This window comes from Streptomyces sp. NPDC044106, assembly GCF_056433985.1.
The window spans coordinates 558,692-584,045 of sequence record NZ_JBWKFZ010000001.1 but is presented as its reverse complement, the minus strand read 5'-3'; the positions used below and the strand labels follow the sequence as shown (position 1 = coordinate 584,045).

The window sequence follows — 25,354 nt, the reverse complement described above, 5'->3', positions numbered from 1 at the left end:
AGGTGTCGGCCCGTCATTCGTGTCGACCCGCAGTGGGATGGCAGGTGAACGACGCGTGGCGGAATGGTTAACCGGGCCGCCGGTAAAGCCGTTCCCGGGCCGATTCGCCGTTCGTCGGCATGCTGTTAACCGTTTGTTGCACCTGAGTTGGGCCGCGAATCGAAATGTATTCCTAGCGTCTGGGACGTGCCAGCAAGCAACCAGAACCCGCTGCGGGTAGCCGTACTCGCCGACTCCGATACGCGATGGAAATGGGGCGCTCTCACCGCGAACCGCATCGTATCGGGCGCTCGGTCCGACGGCGGTGCCCCCGAAGGCCGTGACCCCGAAGGTCACCGGCTCAGTGGGTACCTGCTCCGCGGCCGGGCCACCCCCACACCCCGCCAGCTCGACGAGGTGGGCATCAGCGCGGACTCCCTGCGCGAGGTCACGGCTGTCGAGTTCCTGCGCGAGGTGGAGCGGGACGCGCCCGACCTGATCGTGCTCGCCCTGGTGGGCGGGGCGGTCCAGGCGCTGCTGCACGGACTCGCCCGCGTCACCGAGGACGCCCGCCTCACCGGGAGCGCGAGGAAGCGCCCCGTGGTCGTCACCGGCTATGTCGGCGTCGTCTACGAGAAGCTCGCCGACGGCCTCCTCCTGCGCCACGGCGCGGACATCGTCCTCGCCAACTCCCGCCAGGACGCGGAGCGGTTCCGCGCGGTGTACGAGGGGGTGGGCGCCGACGCGTCGGCGGTGACGGAGGCGGCGCTGCCGTTCCTCGGCGGCGCGCCCTACCGCGAGAACGACCCCTACACCGTCGTCTTCGCCGCCCAGCCCTCCGTCCCCGAGACCGCCGCACACCGCACCTACCTGCTGCGCAGGCTCGCCGAGCACGCCCGCCGCCACCCCGACCGCGAGGTCCTGCTCAAGCTGCGCAGCAAGCCCGGCGAGCACACCACGCACATCGAGGAGCTGCCCTACCAGAAGCTGGCGCAGCGGATCGACGGCGGCCTGCCCGCCAACTGCCGCCTCGTCTACGGGCACATGGGCGAGGTCCTGGACCGCACCGACCTCCTGGTCACCGTCTCCTCCACGGCCGCGCTCGAATCCCTGCACCGCCGCATCCCCACCGCCGTCCTCACCGACCTCGGGGTGCGCGAGGCGCTCGGCAACCACCACTTCACCGGATCCGGCTGCCTCGCCTCCTGGGACCAGCTGGACGCGGGCCACCTCCCGGAGCCCGACGCGCGGTGGCTGGCACGGCAGGGCGTCGCCGCCGACGGCGCGTACGACAAGGCCTTCGACACGGCGCGCGAGCGGGTCCGGGAGCTGCTCGCCGACGCGGCCGCGGGGAGCCTCGCGCCCCTCGCGCCCTACTACAGCCTCACCACCGCCCGCGGCTATCTGCCCGGCATCCTCGCCCGCCACCACCTCGGCCCCGACGGCGCACCGCTGCCGGGCGCCCCCGCGGCCGACAAGGACCCCGGGCCCGTACGGCAGATCGTGCGCCGCGCGGCCCGCGGCGCCTACCGCCACGGAGTGCAGCGCGTGGCCCCCGTCATCCGGCGGATGGGCGAGCTGTGAGCCCCCCGCACCGGCAGGACGGCGAGCCGTGAGCCCCCACCCCCTCCAAGGAGCCCCCATGTCCCACCCCGGCCAAGCCGGTACGCAGCCCCGCCGCGTGCTCGCCGTCATCCCCGCCCGCGGCGGCTCCAAGGGCGTACCCGCCAAGAACCTCGCCCCGGTCGGCGGCGTACCCCTCGTGGTGCGCGCCGTGCGCGAGTGCCTGGCCGCCCGCCTCGTCACCGACGTCGTCGTCTCGACGGACGACCAGGTGATCGGCGAGGCCGCCCGCGCGGCCGGCGCCGAAGTGGTCCTGCGCCCCGCCGCCATCGCCGGTGACACGGCGACCAGCGAGGCCGCCGTACTGCACGCCATGGACGCCCACGAGGCGCTGCACGGCGCGGCCGTGGACGTCGTCCTCCTCGTGCAGTGCACCAGCCCCTTCCTCACCCGCGAGGACGTCGACGGAGTCGCTTCGGCGGTCGCCGAGAACGGCGCGGACACGGCCGTCACGGTCGCGCCCTTCCACGGCTTCATCTGGCGCGACGCGGCGGACGACGCCACGGACGGCGCCGCCGAGGTCCCCGCGCAGCGCACGGACGCGCGGGGCGGCACCGCGACTCTCACCAACGCGACGCGCACCAGCGGCGGTTACGGCGTCAACCACGACAAATCGTTCCGCCCGCGCCGCCAGGACCGCCCCCAGGACCTCCTGGAGACCGGCGCCGCCTACGCGATGGACGCGGCGGGCTTCCGCACCGAGAAGCACCGCTTCTTCGGCCGCACCGAACCGGTCCGCACCGACCCCGCCCGCGTCCTGGAGGTCGACGACCCGCACGACCTCGCAAGGGCCCGCGCGCTCGCCCCCCTCTTCGACGCGGACCGCCCGGCAGGCGGCACCGCCCTCCCCACCGCGGCCGACATCGACGCGGTAGTCCTCGACTTCGACGGCACCCAGACCGACGACAGGGTGCTGGTCGACTCCGAAGGACGGGAGTTCGTCTCCGTGCATCGCGGGGACGGCCTCGGCATCGCGGCCCTCCGCAGGAGCGGCCTGAACATGCTGATCCTGTCCACGGAACAGAACCCGGTCGTCGCCGCGCGCGCCAGGAAGCTGAAGCTTCCCGTCCTGCACGGCATCGACCGCAAGGACCTCGCACTAAAGCAGTGGTGCGAGGAGCAGGGCATCGCGCCCGAGCGCGTGCTCTACGTCGGCAACGACGTCAACGACCTCCCGTGCTTCGCCCTCGTGGGCTGGCCCGTGGCGGTCGCGAGCGCCCACGACGTCGTGCGCGGCGCGGCCCGCGCGGTCACCACCGTCCCCGGCGGTGAAGGCGCGATCCGGGAGATCGCCACCTGGATCCTCGGCCCCTCTCTCGACTCCCTCCACAGTTAAGGAACGTTCCTGCCATGACCTCCCACACCACCGTCACCTCCATCGGCGCCAACTCCCGCCTGCGCCGCTTCGGTTCGAAGACGGCCGGCCCCGGTCAGCCCGTCTACATCACCGGTGAGATCGGCATCAACCACAACGGTGACCTGGAGAACGCGTTCAAGCTGATCGACGTGGCCGCCGAGGCGGGCTGCGACGCGGTCAAGTTCCAGAAGCGCACCCCGGAGATCTGCACCCCGCGCGACCAGTGGGACATCGAGCGCGACACGCCCTGGGGCCGGATGACGTACATCGACTACCGCCACCGCGTGGAGTTCGGCGAGTCCGAGTACCAGGCCATCAGCGAGCACTGCGCCAAGCGCGGCATCGACTGGTTCGCCTCACCGTGGGACACCGAGGCCGTCGCCTTCCTGGAGAAGTTCGACCTGCCCGCGCACAAGGTCGCGAGCGCCTCGCTCACCGACGACGAGCTGCTCCGCGCCCTGCGCGCCACCGGCCGCACGGTCATCCTCTCGACCGGCATGTCCACCCCGAAGCAGATCCGCCACGCGGTGGAGGTACTCGGCTCGGACAACATCCTCATGTGCCACGCCACGTCGACGTACCCGGCGCAGGCCGAGGAGCTCAACCTCCGCGTGATCAACACCCTCCAGGCCGAGTACCCGAACGTCCCGATCGGCTACTCCGGCCACGAGACCGGCCTGCAGACCACGCTCGCCGCCGTCGCCCTCGGCGCCACCTTCGTCGAGCGCCACATCACCCTGGACCGCGCGATGTGGGGCTCCGACCAGGCCGCCTCCGTCGAGCCGCAGGGCCTCACCCGCCTCGTCCGCGACATCCGCACCATCGAGGCGTCCCTCGGTGACGGCGTCAAGAAGGTCTACGAGTCGGAGCTCGGCCCGATGAAGAAGCTGCGCCGCGTGGCCGGCGTCGTCGCCGAGTCGGAGACCGCCGACGCCGAGCCGGTCGCGGTCTGAACCGCGGCCCGATCCAACGGGAGACGGACACACAACGATGAGCCCCCGAGTCGGCCGAGGCGCCGACACCACGGCAGCCCCGGGCGCCGACACCACGGCAGCCCCGGGCAGGGCGGCGACCACGCTCGCCTTCGTGGAGAGCCCGGTCCAGCTCCTCAACGTCCTCGAGTGGGCGCACGCCGCGGCCGCGACCGGCCCGGCCGGGGGCCTCACCGTCGTCGTCCTCTCCCCGAACGACCCCATGACGCGAGGCCAGCTGCGCCGCATGGCGCAGCTCGCCCGCGACGAGGGCGTGGAGGTCCGCTGGGAGGAGGCACGCGGCGGCGCGACGGCTCCCTTCCAGACCGTCGGGGGGCTCACCGGCGCCCTGCGCAGGGCCGACCGGGTCGTCATAGGCGACCCGTTCTCCCGCTACGTACAGCTCCTCCTCACCATCACCCGCGCCCGCTCCCTGGTCGTGGTCGACGACGGCACGGCCACGATGGAGTTCATCGCGCAGCTGGCCTGCGGCGAACGCCTGCAGCGCTGGCACCGCAAGGGCGGCCGGCCCGGCCCCCGTGACCTGGTCTTCGCCCCGGTCTCGGCGTCGGCGCGGCGCCGCCTCACGCCCGGCGGGACGCGCACCGTGGAGGTCTTCTCCGCCATGCCGATCGAGAGCGCGCCGGACGGCGTACGGGTCACGTTCAACGCCTTCGCCTGGACCAGGGAACGCTTCGGCCCGCCCCGGGTCAGCAAGGGCGCAGACCTGGTCGGCACGTCGCTGGTCGAGACGGGTGTGGTCGACCCGGACCGGTACGTGGAGGCGGTCCGCGCACTGTCCCGCACGCACGGCGCCACCCGCTACTTCGCCCACCGCCGCGAAAGCTCCGAGAAGCTGCACCGCCTGGCGGTCGAGACGGGCCTCCAGGTGGTCCGCCCGGACCTCCCCCTGGAACTCATCGCCCGCAGGGGCCCCATCGGCCGCACGATCCTCAGCTTCCCCTCGACCGTCGTCCACACCCTGCCACTGGCCCTGGCCGGTACGGAGGTGAAGGTGGCGGTCTGCGACATCGACCCGGCCTGGCTCACCGAGACGGCGTCGCCGCGGGCCCAGGGCTTCCTGTCCGGGGTGACAGGAACGGCACGGGACGTGCACCGCTTGAGGTCGGTGGGGCACGTGGCACCGGCGTGACACCGTGATGTGACGCCTACGGGGTGAAGCGCTCCACGTACCGCCGCTGCCAGGGGGTCTCGACCGCGCGCCGGTCGTAATGGCGCCGCACGAAGGTGACGGCGTCCCCGGCGGGCACCCCGTCGAGAACGGCGATACAGGCGAGCGCGGTCCCGGTCCGCCCGCGTCCGCCGCCACAGGCGACCTCGACCCGCTCGCCACAGGACCGCTCCCACGCCTCTCGCAGCAGCGTGCGGGCCGCCCCCCGGTCACTGGGCAGCCGGAAGTCGGGCCACCGCAGCCAGCGCGACTCCCAGGGCAGGTCGGGCGGCGGCTTCCCCAGCAGGTACACGCCGAAGTCGGGCAGCTCCCCACCGGGCAACGGCTGCCGCAGCCCCCGTCCCCGGACGACCCGCCCGGACGGCAACGCGAGCACGCCGGGGGCGCCGTCCCGCCAGGTCGGCGCGGAGCTGCTGTCCTCGGTCATGGCTGGCCGGTCTCCTCCCGGGTACGGACGACGGACACCGGCTCATTGTCGCGGCTGGAGGGGCCACCGGGTGGCCGAAATGGTGGGCGTCTCGCCGACCGCCCCCGTTACCGTCTCCGGATGACCGAATTCGACACCCTGCACACCACCCGCGACGCCTACGACGCCATCGCCCCGACCTACGCGCAGATGTTCCACGACCCGGCGCTGCTCGACCGCCCCTTGGAGCGCGCCCTGCTGAGCGCCTTCGCCGAGTTGGTGCGGACGAGCGGCGGCGGCAGCGGTAGCGGCGACGGCAACGTCATCCGCGAGGTCGCGGACCTCGGCTGTGGGCCCGGCCACCTCACCGCCCACCTCCACAGCCTCGGCCTGAACGCCTTCGGCGTCGACGCGTCGCCCGTGATGGTCGACCTCGCACGCGAGGCACACCCCGGGCTGCGGTTCGAGGTCGGCTCCATGGCCGCGCTGGACATCGAGGACGGCGTACTCGGCGGGGTGCTTTCACGGTGGTCCGTCATTCACACCCCGCCGCCGGAGCTGCCCGCCATCCTGGCCGAGACGGCCCGGGTCCTCGCCCCCGGCGGGCACCTGCTGATCGAGTTCCCCGCCACCGACGGCCCCGAGCACGAGACGCAGTCCTACGACCACGTGGTCGCGACGGCCTACCGCTGGTCCCCCGACCGCTTCGCCGAACTCCTGCGCGAACAGGGACTGACGGAGACGTCCCGCTTGGTGATCGAGCCGACCCCGACCGACAAGCGCCAGTTCCAGGAGGTCCAGCTCCTCGCGCACAAGGCGTAGACCGGGGGTGCGCGCCGCCTTACAGGCGCCGCACGGCTTACGCATCCTCCGTGGCGGCCTGAAAGTTTACCCATCGCGACCAACGGTCATGCGCCACGCGGCCAGAAATTCTTCCCCTAACGGGCTGAACTTTTGTTGATCGCGGGTCAGTTGGCCGGTGCGTCGCCTTACCCTTCAAAGGGTGAACCAACTGATGTCCCATGCGTCCGAAGAGGTGTCCGAAGACGTGTGCACAAGCGTGTCCGACGACGTGACCGGATCGGCGTCCGCCCCGGCGGACCTGCTCCCCGGCGCGCTGCCCGAAGCGCTGCGCGCCGAACTCGTCGCCTTCCGGCGCGACTTGCACATGCATCCCGAGCTCGGCAACCAGGAGTTCCGTACCACCGCGGCCCTCAAGGCGCGGCTGGAGGAGGCGGGCCTCGCGCCCCATGTGCTCGCCGGGGGTACGGGGCTCATCTGCGACGTGGGGGACTGGGACGGCGTACGGCCCATGCTCGCCCTGCGTGCCGACATCGACGCGCTGCCCATCCCGGACACCAAGCTGGGCGTGCCCTACCGCTCCACCGTGCCCGACCGCGCCCACGCCTGCGGGCACGACGTGCACACCACCGTCGTCCTGGGCGCCGGGCTCGTGCTCGCCGGGCTCGCCGCGAAGGGGGAGCTGCCCCATCCCGTACGGCTGATCTTCCAGCCCGCCGAGGAGGTGCTGCCGGGCGGCGCGACCGACGCCATCGAGTCGGGCGCCCTGGACGGCGTCGGCCGGATCATCGCCGTGCACTGTGATCCCCGCGTCGACGCGGGCCGCATCGGACTGCGGCACGGGCCGATCACCTCCGCCTGCGACCGCCTGGAGGTCTCACTCGCCGGGCCCGGCGGGCACACCGCGCGACCGCACCTGACCACCGACCTCGTCACCGCCGCCGCCAAGGTCGCCGTCGAGGTCCCCGCCCTGGTCGGCCGGCGCGTCGACGCCCGCTCGGGGCTCTCGCTGACCTGGGGCCGCATCGAGTCGGGCCACGCGCCCAACGTCATCCCGCAGCGCGCCGAGCTCTCCGGCACCGTGCGCTGCCTCGACCTCAGGGCCTGGCGCGACGCGCCCGACCTGGTGCACGGGGCGGTCCAGGAGGTCGCCGACCTCTACCGCGCCAAGTCCGAGATCAACTACATCCGCGGAGTGCCGCCCGTAGTCAACGACCCGGTGGTCACCGACCTGCTGGGTGACGCCATGGCGGCGCGGCGCGGCCCCCAGTCGGTCGAGGACACCGAGCAGAGCCTCGGCGGCGAGGACTTCTCCTGGTACCTGGAGCGGGTGCCCGGAGCCATGGCCCGGCTCGGTGTGCGCGAGCCGGGGGAGCGCACCGTCAGGGACCTCCACCAGGGCGACTTCGACGTCGACGAGTCGGCGATCACCGCGGGAGTCGAACTCTTCACCGCCGCCGCGATGTTGGACGCGGTGCGGTAGGCGTGGCGTCCCGCCCTCCTGGTGGCGCCCCTGGTCGCGTCAGCGTGCGAACTTTTCGATCGCCTCCGGGGTGACGGGGGTGAAGAAGTTGACGAGGTTGCCGTCGGGGTCGCGGAACAGCAGCGACCGGTTGCCCCAGGGCATCGTGGTGGGCTCGTTGACGAAGTCGGTGACGAAGCCGGTCAGGTTCTGGTGCACGCGGTCCACGTCGTCGACGAGGAACTCGGTGATCACGCTGTGGTTGTCCGCCGGGCGGGCGGATCCAGGGGCGAACAGCGGGACGGTGCGGGTGCCGGCGATCGCGAGGGTCGCGCCCGCGGTCCTGAGTTCGGCGAAGTCCTCGGTGGCCCGTACCGCCCGCATCCCCGTGGCCCGCTCGTAGAAGTCGACGAGGCGTGCGACGTCGCTGGTGATGATGCGGATCGAGACGAAGTCCATGGGAATCTCCTGGGCTGTGCGGAAGGCGTACGCATCGCTGAAGGCGTATGCATCGCCAAGGGCGTACACATCGCTGAAGGCGTGCAGTCGCAGGCTAGGAGAGATAGAGGACAGAATCCGTCCTGTATTCGCATTAGGCTGCGGACATGTCCCGACCCACCGGCCGCGTGCTGACCCTCCTGGAGCTGTTGCAGTCGGGCGGCACCCGCACGGTGGCCGAGCTCGCCGACCGGCTCGGCGTCGAGGGACGCACCGTGCGGCGGTACGTGGACCAGCTGGTCGACCTGGACGTGCCAGTGGAGTCGGTGCGCGGCCGCTACGGCGGGTACCGGCTGGCTCCCGGGTACCGCCTGCCTCCGCTCATGCTCAGCGACGACGAGGCGCTCGCCGTGCTGCTCGGCCTGGTCGCCGGTCGCCGGGCAGCAGGACTGACCACGACGGAGCGCACGGCGAACGAGACGGCGTCGGCGAAGATCCGGCGGGTGCTCCCCAAGCACATCGCCCGCCGGCTCGACACACTCCTGGAAGCCCTCGCCTTCACGGACCACCCCGGCGAGCTGGACCACCCGGACGCCGGGCTGCTGCTCACCATCGCCGACGCGGTGCGCCACCGCCGACCGGTCTGGGTCCGCTACACCGACCGCGAAGGACGGCGCAGCGAACGCGCCCTGCACGCGTACGGAATCGTCGCCCATGCGGGCCGGTGGTACGTGACGGGCCGGGACGCCCGGGTCGGCGAGGACCGCACCCTCCGGCTCGATCGCATCGTGGACGCACGGACCCTGCCCGGCTCATTCGAAGCGCCCGCCGGTCCCGGTCCGGCCCAGCGCGTGCTGTCGGGATTCGCCACGGCGGAGTACCGGCACGAGGTGATCATGCGGATCCACGGGACGGTCGAGCAGATCCGCGCGCGCCTCCCCGCCAGCGTCGCGATCCTGAAGGAGCAGGAGCAGGAGCAGGAGCAGGAGCAGGAGCAGGAGCCCGAGCGAGGGCCCGCGCCCGGCCAGGCCCCGGCGGGCACGCGCTGGCTGCGCGTCGAGCTGCGGGCGGAGCGGCTCGACTGGTTGCCTCCCGTACTCGCCTCACTCGACCGGCCGTTCGTCGTCGAGCGCCCCGCCGAACTGCGCGACCTCATCGTCGCGTTCGCCGATCGCCTCACGTCCTGTGCCCGTCAGGGGTGACGGCGCCGCAAGGGCCCATAGGGACAAGGCAGGGAAGGGAATGCCCGTGCGGTGCCGCAAGAGGCGGGCGAAAAGCACAACAAGGTAACGGCACCGCGAAAACCCGTTCCCCTCCCTTTCTACGCGCGTTAATGTGCGCCGAAATCAGCGTCGTACGCGGCGCGTTGGCGATCAAGGGGTGCTTCCTGTGCGTCGTCTCTCTTCGCAATCCCGCCGGCCGCGACCAGCTCGCGCCCGGGCATCACGCGCCACTCACATCACCGCGACACTCGCCGTCCTCGTCCTCGCGGCGGCCGGCTGCGGAAAGACCAGTAGCGAGGCGTCGCAGGACGACGACGGCAAGGACAAGGGCTCCGGGGGCTCGTCCTCGTACAAGGCGAAGGGCGTCGGCCTCGCGTACGACATCGGCGGGAAGGGCGACCAGTCCTTCAACGACGCCGCCTACGCGGGGTACGCCAAGGCCCGCAAGGAGTTCAAGATCGGTGGCGTGGACATGGAGCCGGGTGACGGCGAGTCGAGCGCCGACAAGGTCCAGCGCCTCGAACAGCTCGCCCAGCAGGGCTACGACCCGGTCGTCGGCGTCGGTTTCGTCTACGCGCCCGCGGTGCAGGCCGCAGCGAAGAAGTTCCCCAAGACGACCTTCGGGATCATCGACGACAACACCGTGAAGGCGGACAACGTCGTCGACCTGGTCTTCCACGAGGAGCAGGGCTCCTATCTCGCGGGCGTCGCCGCGGCGAAGGTGAGCAAGGCCAAGCACGTGGGATTCGTGGGCGGTGTGGACATTCCGCTCATCCACAAATTCGAGGCCGGATTCGTGCAGGGCGTGAAGTCCGTCAATCCCAAGATCAAAATCGAGAAGCGGTATTTGACGGAAAAGCCCGAGGAGGGCGGTTTCTCCAGTCCGGACCGCGGACAGAACGCCGCGAGCGGGCAGATCGAGGCGGGCGCCGACGTGATCTACCACGCCGCGGGGTTGTCGGGCCAGGGCGTCATCCAGGAGGTCGGGTCGCAGAAGAAGTGGGCGATCGGCGTCGACTCCGACCAGTACAGGCAGAAGGCGCTGGCCAAGTACAAGCAGTACATCCTCGGCTCCGCCTTCAAGGACGTCGGCGGCGCGGTGTACGACCTGACGAAGTCGGTCGTCGAGGGCCAGCCGATGAAGGGCGAGCAGCGCTACGACCTCAAGTCCGGCCGTGTCGGCTTCTCCGACTCGAACCCGAAGTACGCCGCGATGAAGGACGTCGTCGCCGCGGTGGAGAAGGCCAAGAAGGACATCGTCAGCGGGAAGGTCAAGGTCAAGATCAACCCGTAGGGCGTGATCCGCACACGTTTTACGTAGTACCCGCTGCGGCTGCTGGGCGCTCCCTCTGAAGGGGGCGCCCACTTGCCGTTCGGGTGCCCGACACCCGGTGGCCACAGCTCGATAACGGAGCGGACAGAAGGGTTCTTATGTCAGGTCTACGCGCGTTACGCTGCGGCGAAATCAGCGCCAGGTAGGCGCCGATGCTTGCTTGTACGTGCTTGTGCTTGCTTGACTCAAGGAGTTCGTCTCTATGCGCCGGGTGTCTCGAATAGCTGTCGCGGGCGCCGCGACCGCCGCTCTTGCCGTAACCGTCTCCGCCTGTGGTGGCACGTCCAGCGACGCCGCCGCGAGCAAGGACGACAAGAACAAGGGCATCGCCATCGCCTACGACGTCGGCGGCGCCGGCGACCAGTCCTTCAACGATGCCGCGACCGTCGGCATGAAGAAGGCGGCCAAGGAGTTCAAGACCGGCGAGAAGGCCATCGAGCCGGTCGACGGCGAGTCGGACGCCGACAAGGCGCAGCGGCTGACGCTGCTCGCCAAGCAGGGCTACAACCCGGTCATCGGCGTCGGCTACGCGTACGCGCCGGCCATCAAGGAGGTCGCGGCGAAGTTCCCGAAGACCACCTTCGGCATCGTCGACGACGAGACGGTCAAGGCCGACAACGTCTCCGACCTGGTCTTCAGCGAGCAGGAGGCGTCCTACCTCGCGGGCGTCGTCGCTGCCAAGACCACCAAGTCCAAGACCGTCGGCTTCGTCGGCGGCGTGGACGTCCCCCTCATCCACAAGTTCGAGGCGGGCTTCGCGCAGGGCGTCAAGGACACCGACCCCAAGGTCAAGGTCGTCAAGCAGTACCTGACCGAGAAGGCCGAGGACGGCGGCTTCTCCAGCCCCGACAAGGGCAAGACCGCCGCCCAGGGCCAGATCGAGAAGGGCGCCGACGTGGTCTACCACGCCGCCGGCCTCTCCGGTCAGGGCGTCATCGAGGCCGCCGCCGCCAAGAAGGTCTGGGCGATCGGCGTCGACTCCGACCAGTACAAGCAGGACGCGCTCGCCAAGTACAAGAAGTACATCCTGACCTCGGCGACCAAGGACGTCGCGGGCTCGGTCTACAACCTCGCGAAGGCCGTCGAGGACGGCAGCGCGAAGGGCGGCGTCGTCCGCGCCGACCTCAAGTCCGGCGGTGTCGCGCTCGCCGACTCGAACCCCGATTTCCAGAAGATGAAGGACGTCCAGGCCGCGCTGAAGAAGGCCGAAGAGGGCATCAAGAGCGGCAAGATCAAGGTCAAGACCACGCCGTAGGGCGCGGTTGCAGGGCCGGACCACGCCGTAAGGCGCGGCGCCTTGCCGACTGCCGTGACGGCAGCGTGATTCTCGTGCGACGGGGTGTGGGGGACGATGGTTCACCCGCGCCCCGTTCGCGCGGGCCACATCTCAACACCCCCTGCAACGAGGCGATTTCGCGCAGGGACTTTCCAGTAGCAGCAGGGGCACTGCGCGCGTAGGCGGCCCCTTTCCCTCCGGCCCTTTTCAGGCCTTCCGGCCCCCGAGGAGAGTGCGCCATCGACGCGTCCACCAACCCTCCGCCCGTCGCCGTCGAACTAGTCGGCATCACCAAGCGCTTCCCGGGCGTCGTGGCCAACCACGACATCCACCTGACCGTCCGCAAGGGCACCGTGCACGCCCTCGTCGGAGAGAACGGCGCGGGCAAGTCGACCCTGATGAAGATCCTCTACGGCATGCAGAAGCCGGACGAGGGCACCATCACCGTCGACGGCGAGCAGGTCGCCTTCGCGAGCCCCGCCGACGCGATCGCGCGCGGCATCGGCATGGTGCACCAGCACTTCATGCTCGCCGACCAGCTGACCGTCCTGGAGAACATCGTTCTCGGCAGCGAGAAGCTGCACGGCATCGGCGGCGCGGCCCGGCGCAGAATCGCCGAGATCTCCGAGCGTTACGGACTCGGGGTGCGCCCCGACGCGTACGTGGAGGACCTCGGCGTCGCCGACCGGCAGCGCGTGGAGATCCTCAAGGTCCTCTACCGCGGCGCCACCACGCTGATCCTCGACGAGCCCACGGCCGTCCTCGTGCCGCAGGAGGTCGACGCGCTCTTCGACAACCTGCGCGAACTGAAGTCCGAGGGCCTCTCCGTCATCTTCATCTCGCACAAGCTGGGTGAGGTCCTCTCCGTCGCCGACGACATCACCGTCATCCGGCGCGGCACGACGGTCGGCACGGCGATCCCGTCCGAGACGACGCCGCGCCAGCTCGCCGAGCTGATGGTGGGCAGCGAACTGCCCACCCCCGAGACGGCGGAGTCGACGGTCACCGACCGCCCGATGGTCCAGGTCGAGAGCCTCAAGTTGCTCGCCGACGGCGACTCGGGCCGCGCGCTGCTCGACGACATCTCCTTCACCATCCACGAGGGCGAGGTCCTCGGCATCGCGGGCGTCGAGGGCAACGGCCAGACCGAGCTGATCGACGCGCTCATCGGCCTCAAGCACGCCGACTCCGGCGTGATCCGCATGGCGGGCGAGGACATCACGGCCGTCCCCACCCGCAAGCGCCGCGAGGACGGCATCGGGTACATCCCCGAGGACCGCCACCGCCACGGGCTCCTCCTGGAGTCCCCACTGTGGGAGAACCGCATCCTCGGCCACGTCACCGAGAAGCCGAACTCGGGCGGGACGCTGGGGTTCTGGCTGGACCTCAAGAGCGCCCAGGCCGACACGCGCCGCATCGTCGAGGAGTACGACGTCCGTACGCCCGGCATCGACGTGACGGCCGCCTCGCTCTCCGGCGGCAACCAGCAGAAGCTGATCGTCGGCCGCGAGATGAGCCACAAGCCGCGCTTCCTGATCGCCGCCCACCCCACCCGCGGTGTGGACGTCGGCGCGCAGGCGCAGATCTGGGACCAGATCCGCGAGGCCCGCCGCGAAGGCCTCGCCGTACTGCTGATCTCCGCGGACCTGGACGAGCTGATCGGCCTCTCCGACACCCTGCGCGTCATCTACCGCGGGCGGCTCGTGGCGGACGCCGACCCGGCCACCATCACGCCGGAGGAGCTGGGGTCGGCGATGACGGGTGCCGCCTCCGGTCACCTGGAACACCCCGAGTCCGGTGACGGCTCCGAGGAGGACGAGACCCGATGAAGAAGATCGACAAGGAGCGCGTGCTCCTCGCGGTGGCCGGGCCGGTCATCGCCCTCGTCGTGGCCGTGGCGCTGACCTCGGTCGTGCTGCTGGCGTCGGGCAAGAGCCCGATCGAGCCGTACCGGCTGATGCTGACGCAGATCTCCTACTCCGACGTCCAGGTCCTGACCCTCAACCAGGCAGGGATGTACTACCTGGCCGCGCTCGCGGTGGCCATCGGCTTCCGCATGAACCTGTTCAACATCGGTGTGGACGGCCAGTACCGCCTCGCCGCGATGATCACCGCGGTCGTCGGCGCGCACGTCGCGCTCCCGGCGCCGCTGCAGATCCCGCTGCTCATGGTGGTCGCCATGCTCACGGGTGCCTTCTGGGCCGGCATCGCGGGCATCCTGAAGACCACCCGCGGGGTCAGCGAGGTCGTCGCGACGATCATGCTCAACTCCATCGCGACGAGCGTCATCGGCTACCTCACCCTGACCGACAACTTCGGCGTCCCGGTCGGCAACAACCAGACCACCGGCGTGATGGAGAAGTCCGGCTGGTTCCCCGGCATCAAGCTGGCGGGCGGCGAGGTCTACGGCTTCGTGTTCGTCGCCGTCGCCGCGGGCGTCCTGTACTGGCTGGTCCTCAACCGCACCCGGTTCGGCTTCGACCTGCGCGCCACCGGCGCCTCCGAGTCGGCCGCCGCGGCCTCCGGCGTCAACGCCAAGCGCATGGTGCTCACCGCCATGCTGGTCTCCGGCGGCATGGCGGGCCTCGCGGGCCTGCCGATCCTGCTCGGCGACACCCACACCTACAGCCTCAGCTTCCCGGCAGGACTCGGCTTCACCGCCATCGGCATCGCGCTGCTCGGCCGCAACAACCCGGTCGGCATCGCCCTCGCCGCGCTGCTCTGGGCGTTCCTCGACAAGGCCTCGCCCGCGCTCGACTACGCGACCCCGGTCGCGTACGACAAGGAGATCGCGGTGATCATGCAGGGCCTCATCGTGATCGCGGTCGTCGTCTCCTCCGAGTCCGTACGCCGCTGGGGGCTCAGCCGCCAGCAGCGGCGCGTCGGTGAGGAACTGGCCGCCGCCGCACGGGCGAACGGCAACAACGGCAACAACGGCAACAACGACTCCGTGAAGGAGGTGGCTGCCCGATGAGCACGGCAACCGTCGCCAAGCCCCCGGCCAAGCAGCCCGCGCCGGGCCGCCGCCGCGTCTCGCTCCCCGTCGTCCTGCTGATCGTCGCGGGCGTCCTCGTGCTGACCTCCGTGGTCCGCATCATCACCGGCGCCGACGGCATCACGTCCACCGGACAGATGTCGACGGCCCTCAAACTCGCCGTGCCGATCGGTCTCGCGGGCCTCGGTGGCCTCTGGGCCGAGCGCGCGGGCGTCGTCAACATCGGCCTCGAAGGCATGCTGATCCTCGGCACCTGGTTCGGCGCCTGGGCCGGATTCCAGTGGGGCCCGTGGGCGGGCGTCGTCTTCGGGATCCTCGGCGGCGCGCTCGGCGGACTGCTGCACGCGATCGTCACGGTCACCTTCAACGTCAACCACATCGTCTCCGGCGTGGCCCTGAACATCCTGGCCCTTGGCGTCACGCGCTACCTCGCGACGTTCGCCTTCGAGGGCGAGGAGGGCGGTACGTCGAAGCAGTCGCCGCCCGTCGACTCGCTCGGGGACTTCTCCGTGCCGGGCCTCTCCGACTGGCTGATGGACCTCAACCACAAGCACTGGTTCCTGGTCTCCGACCTCGCGGGCCTGCTCGGCGGCCTGTTCACCAACCTGTCACCGCTCACCGTGGTCGCCGTCGCGATGGTGCCGCTGAGCTGGTGGGTGCTCTGGCGCACCTCGTTCGGACTGCGCCTGCGCTCCTGCGGCGAGAACCCGATCGCGGCGGAGTCGCTCGGCGTCAACGTCTACAAGTACAAGTACCTGGCCGTCGTCATCTCCGGTGGCCTCGCGGGCCTCGGCGGCGCGTTCCTCTCCCTGGTCGCCTCCAACATCTACCTGGAGGGCCAGACCGGCGGCCGCGGCTACATCGGCCTCGCCGCGATGATCTTCGGCAACTGGATGCCGGGCGGACTGGCGCTCGGCGCGGGCCTGTTCGGTTACACCGACAGCCTGAAGCTCCGGGGTGGCGGCACCAACGTCCACGCGCTGCTGCTGCTCCTCGCGATCCTGCTGGTCATCGGTGCGGTCTACCTCGCCTGGCGCAAGCGGTACGTGCCCGCGGCGATCACCGCGGCCGTCTCCGCGCTGATGTTCCTGTGGTACGGCTTGACCGACGAGGTGCCCAACCAGGTCGTCACCGCCACCCCGTACGTGGTGACCCTGCTGGTCCTCTCGCTCTCCGCCCAGCGGCTTCGGATGCCGAAGGCGGACGGAATGCCGTACCGAAGGGGCCAGGGCAAGTGACGTTCATCGCCGCCGACGCCGACTGGGACGCCCTGCGGGAGGCGGCGCGCGAGGCCATGTCCCGCGCGTACGCCCCGTACTCGGAGTTCCCGGTCGGCGCCGCAGCCCTGGTCGACGACGGCAGGACGGTCGCCGGCTGCAACGTGGAGAACGCCTCCTACGGCCTCGGCCTCTGCGCCGAGTGCGGCCTCGTCTCCCAGCTCCAGCTGACCGGCGGCGGCCGGCTCACCCACTTCACGTGCGTGGACGGCAAGGGTGAGGTCCTGATGCCGTGCGGGCGCTGCCGCCAGCTTCTGTACGAGTTCGGCGGCGCGGAGCTCATCCTGGAGACGCCGTCGGGCTTCCGTACGCTGGGCGACATGCTGCCGGACGCGTTCGGGCCGCAGCACCTGGGCGGGCGGCCGGAGAACCGCAACTGACGGGTGGCCCCGTGCCCTTGGGATCTGCGGATCTCGGGTGCGGGGCCGCCTTCATCTCGGGGCTCTATGCGCGTAGAGTCGCGGCATATTCACGTACGTACGCCGTTGTACTGCTGGAAGGACATGCCATGGACGTCATCTCCGTCATCCGCACCAAGCGTGACCGGGGCGAGCTCAGCGACGAGCAGATCGACTGGGTCATCGACGCGTACACCCGCGGCGCGGTCGCCGACGAGCAGATGTCGTCCCTCGCGATGGCGATCCTGCTCAACGGCATGAACCGCAAGGAGATCGCCCGCTGGACCGCCGCGATGATCGCGTCCGGCGAGCGCATGGACTTCTCCTCCCTCTCCCGCCCCACCGCCGACAAGCACTCCACGGGCGGTGTCGGCGACAAGATCACGCTGCCGCTCGCCCCGCTGGTCGCCGCGTGCGGCGCGGCCGTCCCGCAGCTCTCGGGCCGGGGCCTCGGCCACACCGGCGGCACCCTGGACAAGCTGGAGGCCATCCCCGGCTGGCGCGCGCTGCTCTCCAACGAGGAGATGCTGAACGTCCTGGAAGGCGTCGGCTCGGTGATCAGCGCCGCGGGTGATGGCCTGGCCCCCGCCGACAAGAAGCTCTACGCGCTGCGGGACGTGACCGGCACGGTCGAGGCGATCCCGCTGATCGCCTCCTCCATCATGTCCAAGAAGATCGCCGAAGGCACCGGCTCGCTCGTCCTCGACGTGAAGGTCGGCACCGGCGCCTTCATGAAGAACCTCGACGACGCCCGCGAACTGGCCTCGACCATGGTCGAGCTGGGCACCGGCAGCGGCGTCCGCACGGTCGCGCTGCTCACGGACATGTCGACCCCGCTGGGCCTGACGGCCGGCAACGCTCTTGAGGTCCGCGAGTCGGTGGAGGTCCTCGCGGGCGGCGGCCCCTCCGACGTCGTCGAGCTGACCCTCGCGCTGGCCCGCGAGATGCTCGACGCGGCGGGCCTGCCGGACGCCGACCCGGCGAAGGCGCTGGCCGACGGCTCGGCGATGGACGTCTGGCGCCGCATGATCACGGCGCAGGGCGGCGACCCGGACGCGGCGCTCCCCGTGGCCCGCGAGACGCACGTGGTCCGGGCCCCGTCGTCCGGCGTCCTCACCCGCCTCGACGCGTACGACATCGGAGTCGCGGCCTGGCGCCTCGGCGCGGGCCGCGCGCGCAAGGAGGACGTGGTCCAGGCGGGCGCGGGTGTCGAACTCCACGCCAAGCCGGGCGACTCCGTCGAGGCGGGGGCGCCGCTGATGACCCTGCACACGGATACGCCGGACCGCTTCGCGTATGCGTTGGAGTCGGTGGCCGGCTCCTACGACATCGCTCCGGCCGGGACGGGCTTCTCGGCGACTCCGATCATCCTGGGGCGGATCGGCTAGCACGGGCGCCTTCGGTGGATCGGTGTCTTTGATGGTTGCCGGGGCCGCCCGGTGTTGTGCGGAGTGTGGCGGTTCCGGGCCGGGAGTAAAGGGCGCTCCGCTGCGCTGCGCGTCGGCTGCGCCGATTCCGCTGCGCTCCACCCTTGACTCCCGTCCCTCCACCGCACGTTGACTTTGACCCGGACGGCCAGGGGTGGGGGCGACGGGGGCGATGCTCGGGCCATCCCCTTTCATCGCCGGGTGCGGCCCGGTCCAACGCGAGCCGCCGTCACGGTCGGGGCGGGCCCGGCTCCGCCGCTCGGGTCATCACCTCGCGCTGCCGGGTGCGGACCGGCCCATCGTGAGTCGCTGTCACGGTTGGGGTGCGGGGTCGGTACGAGGTGGCGTGCGGCGACCGTCCCGGCCGAAGCGATGGCGGCGGTCTGCCATGGGCTCCAACCCCGGCCCCTCCGGCACCTACTTTGGGAAAGTTGCGAACCGACTCGCCGCGCGCCCCCTCTCCCACGCCCGCGCGCCGCCAGCCAAGTCACCGCTCTCGCGAATCGGACGCGGTAAGCCCGCACGTTGGGGGGGCGCATCCGGCTCGGCAGGGGGGCGCGCGGCGAACGCATTCGCAACTTTCCCAAAGTAGGTGCCGGAACGGGGCGGCCCGACCCAACCTTCCCCCTCCCACATCCCGCGCGTCATCCCACCCACCACCCCATCTCCCGCATCCGCAGAGGCAAGCCCACATGGGAAGGGGCGCATCTAACTTGCCAGGGGGCGCGCGGCGAATGCGTTCGCAACTTTCCCAAAGTAGGTGCCGGAACGGGGCGGCCCGGGCCCACCGGCACATCGACCGTCACTCCCGCCCACGTTGGGCCGGTCCGCACTCGGCCGCGCGAGGTGATGACCCGAGCGGCGGAGCCGGGCCCGCCCCGACCGTGACAGCGACTCACGATGGGCCGGTCCGCACCCGGCAGCGCGAGGTGATGACCCGAGCGGCGGAGCCGGGCCCGCCCCGACCGTGACGGCGGCTCGCGTTGGACCGGGCCGCACCCGGCGATGAAAGGGGATGGCCCGAGCATCGCCCCCGTCGCCCCCACCCCTGGCCGTCCGGGTCAAAGTCAACGTGCGGTGGAGGGACGGGAGTCAAGGGTGGAGCGCAGCGGAATCGGCGCAGCCGACGCGCAGCGCAGCGCCCTTTACTCCCGGCCCGGAACCGCCACACTCCGGAACAACACCGGGCGGCCCCGGCAACCATCAAAGACGCAGGCCCACCAGAGGTACAGCCCGCCCACCGATGAGTTCCGGCCGCCGCCGCGGTCAACCCTGCGTGACTGCTCCCGAAGAGAACCTCATTCGTATCGAGGGCCCGCTGCGCCCAGGAGACATTCCACCCCTGTGCGACCGGGTCGCAGCGGCCCGGCACGGGCCCGGCGGCGGCGCCGATGTGATCTGCGACGTCGCCGGCGTGACCACCGCCGACCTCACCACCGTCGACGCCATCGCCCGGCTGCACCTCGCCGCCCGCAGGGCCGGGGCCGGGGGCGGGATCCGGCTCAGGAATCCCAGCCCCGCCCTGCTCGCCCTGCTCGGGCTCGTCGGGCTCGTCGAGCTGCTCGGGCTAGTCGTCGAGATGGGGGGCCAGGCCGAACAGCGGGAACCACCGCGGCGTGTCCAGGAAGCAGTGGAAGCCGGCGATGCGGCCCTCTGAGATCTCGATGACCTGGATCGCCCAGGGCGCGAAGCCGCCGTTCTCGGGGTCGGGCTTGTAGTGCGCGAAGCCCGGCGTGCCGTTCACGTTCACCGGGAACAGGCGGCTGTTGGCGCACCCCGCGCCCATCGTGGTCATGAAGCCCGTGATGTCCGCCGTGCCGCGCAGCCAGAGGTCGAACGGCGGCATCGTCATGACGGCGTCCTCGGCGAGCAGCGCTGTCAGCGCCGCCATGTCGTAGCCCTCGAAGGCGGCGACGTAGCGGTCGAGGAGCTTCTGCTGCTCCTCGTCCAGCGGATCGGAGACGGCCGTGTCGTCCTCCGGCCGCTCGGCGAGGGTGGCACGGGCCCGCTGCAGCGCGCTGTTCACCGAGGCGACCGACGTGTCGATCAGCTCGGCGACCTCACTGGCCTTCCACGCGAGGACCTCCCGCAGGATCAGCACCGCCCGCTGCTTGGGCGGCAGGCTCTGCAGGGCGGCGACGAACGCCAGACGCACCGACTCCTTGGCGACGGCCGCCTCGGCGGGGTCGTGCAGGCTCGGCAGCACGCGGGCGTCCGGCACCGGCTCCAGCCAGGTGTTGTCCGGACGCGGGTTGAGCGCCGCCTGGGCCAGCGGGGTGGCCGCGGTCAGGTCCATGGGGCGGGCGCGGCGGTTGCCCGCGTTCAGCATGTCCAGGCAGACGTTGGTCGCGATGCGGTACAGCCATGAGCGGATGCTGGAGCGCCCCTCGAACTTCTCGAAGCTGCGCCAGGCCCGCACCATCGTGTCCTGCACGGCGTCCTCGGCCTCGAAGGCCGAACCCAGCATCCGGTAGCAGTACCCGGTCAGCTCGACCCGGTGCTTCTCCAGCGTGACGTCAAGATCGGTCGTCGTCCCAGCCATGTCGCCCATCCCCACCCCTGCGCGTTCCCCGAAAGGGCCCGTTGTGAGGCCCAACACATCGGAAGCTACCGCAGCCCACTGACAACGGCCCCCGGACCGGGGAAACCCGCAGGTGAAATCAGCAGGAACCGGCGACGAGAGCGCGCCGCGACTCCACCCGCGCCGCGTGCGAACCCCACACCGTGACCGCGGCGACGCCGAGCACCGCGAGGACGCCGAGGCCGACGGTCCCGGCCCAGCCGCCCGCGTGGAAGGCGACCGCGCCGAGCGTGCCGCCCGCGCTGGAGCCCAGGTAGTACGCGGACTGGTAGAGCGCGGAAGCCTGCGCCCGCCCTTCGGTGGCCGTACGGCTCACCGAGGAGGACGCGACCGCGTGGCCCGCGAAGAAGCCCGCGGTGATCAGGACGAGGCCCAGCAGGACCATGAGCAGCGACGAGGAGAGGGAGAGCAGCAGGCCGCCGGCGGTCGTGCTCACCGCCAGGTACAGCGCCCCGCGCCGCCCGAGCCGCGCCACCAGCTTCCCCGCGGCCGCCGAGGAGACCGTGCCGACGAGATAGACGAGGAAGATCGAGCCGATGACGCCCTGCGGAAGCGAGAACGGCGCCTCGGTGAGGCGGTAGCCGATCACCGTGTAGACCGCGCCGAAGACGGTCATGAAGAGCGCGCCGATCGCGTACAGCCTGCAGAGCAGCGGGTTCGACAGATGCGTACGCACCGTACGCACGAGGGCTCGCGGGCTGAGTGGCCCCGGGGTGAAGTGCCGCGGCGCGGGCAGCAGTACGCGGAAGGCGACCGCGCACAGCACCGCGACGATGCCGACCACGCCGACCGCCGCACGCCAGCCCCACGCCTGCGCGACCCAGCCGGTGACGATGCGCCCGCTCATGCCACCGATGGAGTTGCCGGCCACGAACATGCCGATCGCGGCCACCAGCGCCTTCGGCCGCACCTCCTCGGCGAGGAACGCCATCGCGGAGGCGGGGAGCCCGGCGAGGGCCGCGCCCTGCACGGCGCGCAGCACGATCAGGACCTCGACCGAGGGAGCGAAGGGGACGAGGAGGCCGACGGCGACGGCGACGGTCAGCGAGGCGGTCATCACCGCGCGCCGCCCGAAGCGTTCGCTGAGCGCGCTCAGCGGCAGGACGAAGAGAGCCAGTGCGCCCGTCGCCCCCGACACCGTCCAGCTCGCCGTGCTCGCGCTCACGCCGAAGTCGGCGGAGACGAGGGGGAGGAGGGCCTGCGTGGAGTAGAGGAGGGCGAAGGTGGCGACCCCCGCGAGGAAGAGCGCGAGACTCATCCGACGGTAGCCGGGTCCGCCCGGGGTCAGACGTGAATCGGTGGCGGGGGACGACGGGGCGGGGGCGACCGCATGGGTGGCGGACGCCCCAGTACTGGCAGCAGGCATGCCACGAACGTACGGCCGACTTTTTGATGCGTCCAATGCATGGAAACCCCATAATCGATGCCATGCAGCATCAGCACAGGTCAGCGCCGCGCGTGTCACAGAACAGTGACCCGCAGGACATCGTCACGCTGCTCGCGCCCCGCCTCGCGTACTTCGCGGGCGTCGCCCGCAGCGAGCACGTCACGCGCGCCGCGCAGCAGATGCGGATCCCCCAGTCGACCCTCTCCCGCGCCCTCGTCCGGCTCGAACGAGACCTCGGCGTCGACCTGTTCGCCCGCCGCGGCCGCACCGTCTCGCTCACCCCGGCGGGCCGCACCTTCCTCGCCTCGGTCGAGCGGGCCCTCGGCGAGGTGGAGCGCGCCGCGGAGTCGGTGCGCGCGGACGCCGACCCGGAGTCCGGCAAGGTCGCCTTCGGCTTCCTGCACACCATGGGCTCGGAGACCGTACCCGGCCTGATCCGCGCCTTCCGCGCCGACCATCCGCGCGTGCGGTTCAGCCTCGTCCAGAACTACGGCGAGGCGATGATCGAGCGGCTGCGCGCGGGCGAGCTCGACCTCTGCCTCACCTCGCCGGTGCCCGACGCCCCCGACCTGGTCGCCCGCCGCCTCGACGAACAGCGGCTGCGCCTCGTGGTGCCCGACGACCACCGCCTGGCCGCCCGCAAGCGGGTCCGCCTCGGCGAGGCCGCCGAAGAGGCGTTCGTGACCCTGGAGCCCGGTTACGGCCTGCGCCGCATCACGGACGACCTCTGCCACGAGGCGGGCTTCAAGCCCCGCGTCGCCTTCGAGGGCGAGGAGGCGGAGACGCTGCGCGGCCTGGTCGCGGCGGGCCTCGGCGTGGCCCTGCTGCCACCACCGGCCGTGCCGCGCCCGGGAGTCGTGGAGCTCACGGTGACGGGCCAGCGGGCGGTCCGCGAGATCGGCGTGGCGTGGCTGGGCGGCCACCCGGACACGCCACCGGTGGCGGCGTTCAAGGCGTTCCTGCTGAGCAGGAAGGGGCGGCTGCTGCATCAGTCGTCCGCGCCGCAGCCCGGCCCCGGAATCTCCGGTCACCCCGGCCCCGGACTCTCCGGTCACCCCGCCCCCGGCGATGTCTCAAGCCCGTCCGGCGATTGAGGGCGAACGCGGCGAAGCCGGTGACCGACCCGCGCCCCGTCCCACCCTCACCACCGAAGCGACCGCCCGAAGCCGGAGGCCAACGGCATGCGCAGCCCCAACGGCGGCGGAGCCGCCAACGCGTCCTCAAGGGGCCGCGCGAAATCCGCCCCGAACAACGTCCCCATCACGAAGTCCGAGGCCAGCGCGAGGACTTCGGCCTGGTGCTGATGCAACCGGTGCCCGTCCGAGTGCACTTCGAACCGGCACACATCACGGTTCGCCTTCTTCGCCCGCTCGGCGAGCCGGAACGACAGCTCGGGATCGGTCCGCTCGTCGTTCGTGCCGTGCACGATCAGCACCCGCCGCCCCGCGAGCTGCTTCACCGGCTCGGGGGTCGCCGCCATGTCGTCCTCCGGCAGCCAAGGCGCAAGCGCCAGAACGGAGTTGACGGCCTCGTGCCCGCCCGAGCGAAGTGCCGCGCGCCCGCCCATGTCCACTCCGGCGAGGCACACGGGGACGTCGCCGTAGCGACGTACGATCTCGTCCGCCGCCCAGGCCGTGTCATGGGCGAGCTGCGCCTGCGCGCCGTTCCAGCCCCGGCAGCGGTAGTGCACGACGTGGGTGACGAGGCCCGCCTCCCGCCCGTCGTGGGCGAGTCTGCGGCCCAGCGCCCGTACGCCGACGCCCGCGAGCGGCGACGGTCTGCGCGCGGAGGTCTCGGCGCCGCCGGGCAGCAGGAGCACCGCTCCGCCCACCGCCGAGGGAGCCGGTCCGATCGCACGCCCGAGCCTGGCCGCGCCCGCCGGCCCCACGGTCCCTTCCTGTGCCATGACAGAACAGTGTCAGAAGCCATCGTGTACGCCACCCGTCCGCAGGGTCACTGTTACGTATCGACCAGTGAGTTCTACGCGCGTAGGCGCTAGAGTGCCGAAATGACGAGCCAGACACACACGACCGGTCACACGGACCGTGAAAAGCCCAGCGCCGAACAGATCCGCCGCGCCCCGAAGGTGCTCCTCCACGACCACCTCGACGGCGGCCTGCGCCCCGGCACGATCGTCGACCTCGCCCGCGCATGCGGGTACGAGGGACTGCCCGAGACCGACCCCGACAAGCTCGGGATCTGGTTCCGCGAGGCGGCCGACTCCGGCTCCCTGCCGCGCTACCTGGAGACCTTCGCCCACACCTGCGCGGTGATGCAGACGAAGGACGCCCTCAAGCGCGTCGCCGCCGAGTGTGCCGAGGACCTCGCCGAGGACGGCGTGGTCTACGCCGAGATCCGGTACGCCCCCGAGCAGCACCTGGAGCAGGGACTCACCCTCGAAGAGGTCGTCGAGGCGGTCAACGAGGGCTTCCGCGAGGGCGAGCGCCGCGCGAAGGCCAACGGCCACCGCATCCGCGTCGGCGCACTGCTCACCGCCATGCGGCACGCGGCCCGCGCCCTGGAGATCGCTGAGCTCGCCAACCGCTACCGCGACCTCGGCGTGACCGGCTTCGACATCGCGGGCGCGGAGGCGGGCTTCCCTCCCACCCGCCACCTCGACGCCTTCGAGTTCCTCAAGCGCGAGAACAACCACTTCACGATCCACGCGGGCGAGGCCTTCGGCCTGCCGTCGATCTGGCAGGCCCTGCAGTGGTGCGGCGCCGACCGCCTCGGCCACGGCGTGCGCATCATCGACGACATCAAGGTCGATGAGGACGGTTCGGTGCAGCTCGGCCGCCTCGCGTCGTACGTCCGTGACAAGCGGATTCCGCTGGAGCTCTGCCCGACCTCCAACCTCCAGACCGGCGCGGCCACCTCGTACGCCGAGCACCCCATCGGTCTGCTGCGCAAGCTGCACTTCCGCGCGACGGTGAACACCGACAACCGCCTGATGTCGGGCACCAGCATGAGCCGCGAGTTCGAGCACCTGGTCGACACGTTCGGCTACACGCTCGACGACATGCAGTGGTTCACAGTCAATGCGATGAAATCAGCATTCATTCCTTTCGATGAACGACTGGCCATGATCAATGACGTGATCAAGCCCGGCTATGCCGAACTGAAGTCCGAGTGGCTGTTCCGGCAGACCGTCTCGACCAGCGCTTCTGTCGAGAGCTGAGGGCGCGGCGTCCGCCGCTGCGGGACGCGAGGGCGGCCGGGAGTACCCAC

22 protein-coding genes are annotated in these 25,354 nt (G+C 71.2%); 17 read left to right on the top strand and 5 right to left on the bottom strand.

Features of this window, described 5'->3' with window-relative positions:
• The first annotated feature begins 186 nt into the window (after nucleotides 1-186).
• The 4 genes from AC07DI_RS02675 to AC07DI_RS02660 are packed head-to-tail and all read left to right on the top strand — an operon-like array spanning nucleotide 187 to nucleotide 5,083.
• Nucleotides 187-1,563 (top strand): DUF6716 putative glycosyltransferase, encoded by a 1,377-nt coding sequence (locus AC07DI_RS02675; RefSeq protein ID WP_478901669.1) that lies wholly within the window; start codon nucleotides 187-189, stop codon nucleotides 1,561-1,563.
• Between the two features lie 58 nt (nucleotides 1,564-1,621).
• Nucleotides 1,622-2,938, top strand: a complete 1,317-nt coding sequence (locus AC07DI_RS02670; protein WP_384262506.1) for a cytidylyltransferase domain-containing protein — start codon at nucleotides 1,622-1,624, stop codon at nucleotides 2,936-2,938.
• 14 nt (nucleotides 2,939-2,952) lie between these two features.
• Nucleotides 2,953-3,912 (top strand): N-acetylneuraminate synthase family protein, encoded by a 960-nt coding sequence (locus AC07DI_RS02665; protein WP_478901668.1) that lies wholly within the window; start codon nucleotides 2,953-2,955, stop codon nucleotides 3,910-3,912.
• 37 nt (nucleotides 3,913-3,949) lie between these two features.
• The gene (locus AC07DI_RS02660) at nucleotides 3,950-5,083 is read left to right on the top strand and encodes a hypothetical protein (RefSeq protein WP_384262510.1); all 1,134 of its coding nucleotides are present in this window, start codon (nucleotides 3,950-3,952) and stop codon (nucleotides 5,081-5,083) included.
• A gap of 16 nt (nucleotides 5,084-5,099) precedes the next feature.
• Here AC07DI_RS02660 and AC07DI_RS02655 read toward each other — a convergent pair whose 3' ends face one another.
• Entirely contained in the window at nucleotides 5,100-5,549 is a 450-nt protein-coding gene (locus tag AC07DI_RS02655; protein WP_384262513.1) for a protein-tyrosine phosphatase family protein, read from the bottom strand.
• A gap of 120 nt (nucleotides 5,550-5,669) precedes the next feature.
• Here AC07DI_RS02655 and AC07DI_RS02650 point away from each other — a divergent pair, with 120 nt between their 5' ends.
• Nucleotides 5,670-6,350 carry a class I SAM-dependent methyltransferase gene (locus AC07DI_RS02650; protein ID WP_478901666.1) on the top strand — a complete coding sequence of 227 codons (681 nt, stop codon included), beginning with the start codon at nucleotides 5,670-5,672 and terminating at the stop codon, nucleotides 6,348-6,350.
• Between the two features lie 181 nt (nucleotides 6,351-6,531).
• Nucleotides 6,532-7,812, top strand: a complete 1,281-nt coding sequence (locus tag AC07DI_RS02645; protein ID WP_478901665.1) for an amidohydrolase — start codon at nucleotides 6,532-6,534, stop codon at nucleotides 7,810-7,812.
• Between the two features lie 39 nt (nucleotides 7,813-7,851).
• On the opposite strand, the gene AC07DI_RS02640 is transcribed toward AC07DI_RS02645, so the two are convergent.
• On the bottom strand, nucleotides 7,852-8,250 hold the full coding sequence (locus tag AC07DI_RS02640) for a VOC family protein (protein ID WP_478901664.1): 399 nt from the start codon (nucleotides 8,248-8,250) through the stop codon (nucleotides 7,852-7,854).
• Between the two features lie 146 nt (nucleotides 8,251-8,396).
• On the opposite strand from AC07DI_RS02640, the gene AC07DI_RS02635 reads away from it, so the two are divergent.
• The 9 genes from AC07DI_RS02635 to AC07DI_RS02595 all read left to right on the top strand — a co-directional run bounded on the left by AC07DI_RS02635 (nucleotide 8,397) and on the right by AC07DI_RS02595 (nucleotide 19,815).
• Complete coding sequence (locus tag AC07DI_RS02635; RefSeq protein WP_478901663.1) at nucleotides 8,397-9,431, top strand: helix-turn-helix transcriptional regulator; 1,035 nt, start codon at nucleotides 8,397-8,399, stop codon at nucleotides 9,429-9,431.
• Between the two features lie 256 nt (nucleotides 9,432-9,687).
• The gene (locus AC07DI_RS02630; protein WP_478901734.1) at nucleotides 9,688-10,746 is read left to right on the top strand and encodes a BMP family lipoprotein; all 1,059 of its coding nucleotides are present in this window, start codon (nucleotides 9,688-9,690) and stop codon (nucleotides 10,744-10,746) included.
• Nucleotides 10,747-10,987: 241 nt separating this feature from the next.
• Nucleotides 10,988-12,040 (top strand): BMP family lipoprotein, encoded by a 1,053-nt coding sequence (locus tag AC07DI_RS02625; protein ID WP_384262524.1) that lies wholly within the window; start codon nucleotides 10,988-10,990, stop codon nucleotides 12,038-12,040.
• A gap of 260 nt (nucleotides 12,041-12,300) precedes the next feature.
• Complete coding sequence (locus tag AC07DI_RS02620; protein ID WP_478901732.1) at nucleotides 12,301-13,890, top strand: ABC transporter ATP-binding protein; 1,590 nt, start codon at nucleotides 12,301-12,303, stop codon at nucleotides 13,888-13,890.
• Nucleotides 13,887-15,035 (top strand): ABC transporter permease, encoded by a 1,149-nt coding sequence (locus AC07DI_RS02615; protein ID WP_384262527.1) that lies wholly within the window; start codon nucleotides 13,887-13,889, stop codon nucleotides 15,033-15,035. The genes AC07DI_RS02620 and AC07DI_RS02615 overlap by 4 nt, the downstream gene beginning before the upstream one ends.
• Nucleotides 15,032-16,294, top strand: coding sequence for an ABC transporter permease (locus AC07DI_RS02610; protein ID WP_478901661.1), 1,263 nt, complete (start codon nucleotides 15,032-15,034; stop codon nucleotides 16,292-16,294). The genes AC07DI_RS02615 and AC07DI_RS02610 overlap by 4 nt, the downstream gene beginning before the upstream one ends.
• Nucleotides 16,291-16,713, top strand: coding sequence for a cytidine deaminase (locus AC07DI_RS02605; RefSeq protein WP_384262532.1), 423 nt, complete (start codon nucleotides 16,291-16,293; stop codon nucleotides 16,711-16,713). The genes AC07DI_RS02610 and AC07DI_RS02605 overlap by 4 nt, the downstream gene beginning before the upstream one ends.
• A 128-nt stretch (nucleotides 16,714-16,841) precedes the next feature.
• The gene (locus AC07DI_RS02600) at nucleotides 16,842-18,119 is read left to right on the top strand and encodes a thymidine phosphorylase (RefSeq protein ID WP_478901659.1); all 1,278 of its coding nucleotides are present in this window, start codon (nucleotides 16,842-16,844) and stop codon (nucleotides 18,117-18,119) included.
• A 1,315-nt stretch (nucleotides 18,120-19,434) separates the two neighbouring features.
• Entirely contained in the window at nucleotides 19,435-19,815 is a 381-nt protein-coding gene (locus tag AC07DI_RS02595; RefSeq protein WP_478901657.1) for an STAS domain-containing protein, read from the top strand.
• On the opposite strand, the gene AC07DI_RS02590 is transcribed toward AC07DI_RS02595, so the two are convergent.
• Both AC07DI_RS02590 and AC07DI_RS02585 read right to left on the bottom strand, forming a co-directional pair.
• Complete coding sequence (locus tag AC07DI_RS02590; protein WP_384263907.1) at nucleotides 19,726-20,709, bottom strand: sigma-70 family RNA polymerase sigma factor; 984 nt, start codon at nucleotides 20,707-20,709, stop codon at nucleotides 19,726-19,728. The two genes, AC07DI_RS02595 and AC07DI_RS02590, sit on opposite strands and share 90 nt — an antisense overlap.
• Before the next feature lie 109 nt (nucleotides 20,710-20,818).
• On the bottom strand, nucleotides 20,819-22,105 hold the full coding sequence (locus tag AC07DI_RS02585) for an MFS transporter (RefSeq protein ID WP_478901654.1): 1,287 nt from the start codon (nucleotides 22,103-22,105) through the stop codon (nucleotides 20,819-20,821).
• A 62-nt stretch (nucleotides 22,106-22,167) separates the two neighbouring features.
• Between AC07DI_RS02585 and AC07DI_RS02580 the strand changes: the two genes are divergently transcribed.
• Entirely contained in the window at nucleotides 22,168-23,220 is a 1,053-nt protein-coding gene (locus AC07DI_RS02580; RefSeq protein ID WP_478901652.1) for a LysR family transcriptional regulator, read from the top strand.
• 47 nt (nucleotides 23,221-23,267) lie between these two features.
• Here the strand turns inward: AC07DI_RS02580 and AC07DI_RS02575 are convergent, their stop codons facing one another.
• Nucleotides 23,268-24,032: an alpha/beta hydrolase gene (locus tag AC07DI_RS02575; RefSeq protein ID WP_478901650.1), complete on the bottom strand. Its 765-nt coding sequence runs from the start codon at nucleotides 24,030-24,032 to the stop codon at nucleotides 23,268-23,270.
• A gap of 102 nt (nucleotides 24,033-24,134) precedes the next feature.
• Here AC07DI_RS02575 and AC07DI_RS02570 point away from each other — a divergent pair, with 102 nt between their 5' ends.
• Entirely contained in the window at nucleotides 24,135-25,304 is a 1,170-nt protein-coding gene (locus tag AC07DI_RS02570; protein WP_384262284.1) for an adenosine deaminase, read from the top strand.
• Nucleotides 25,305-25,354 lie beyond the last annotated feature (50 nt).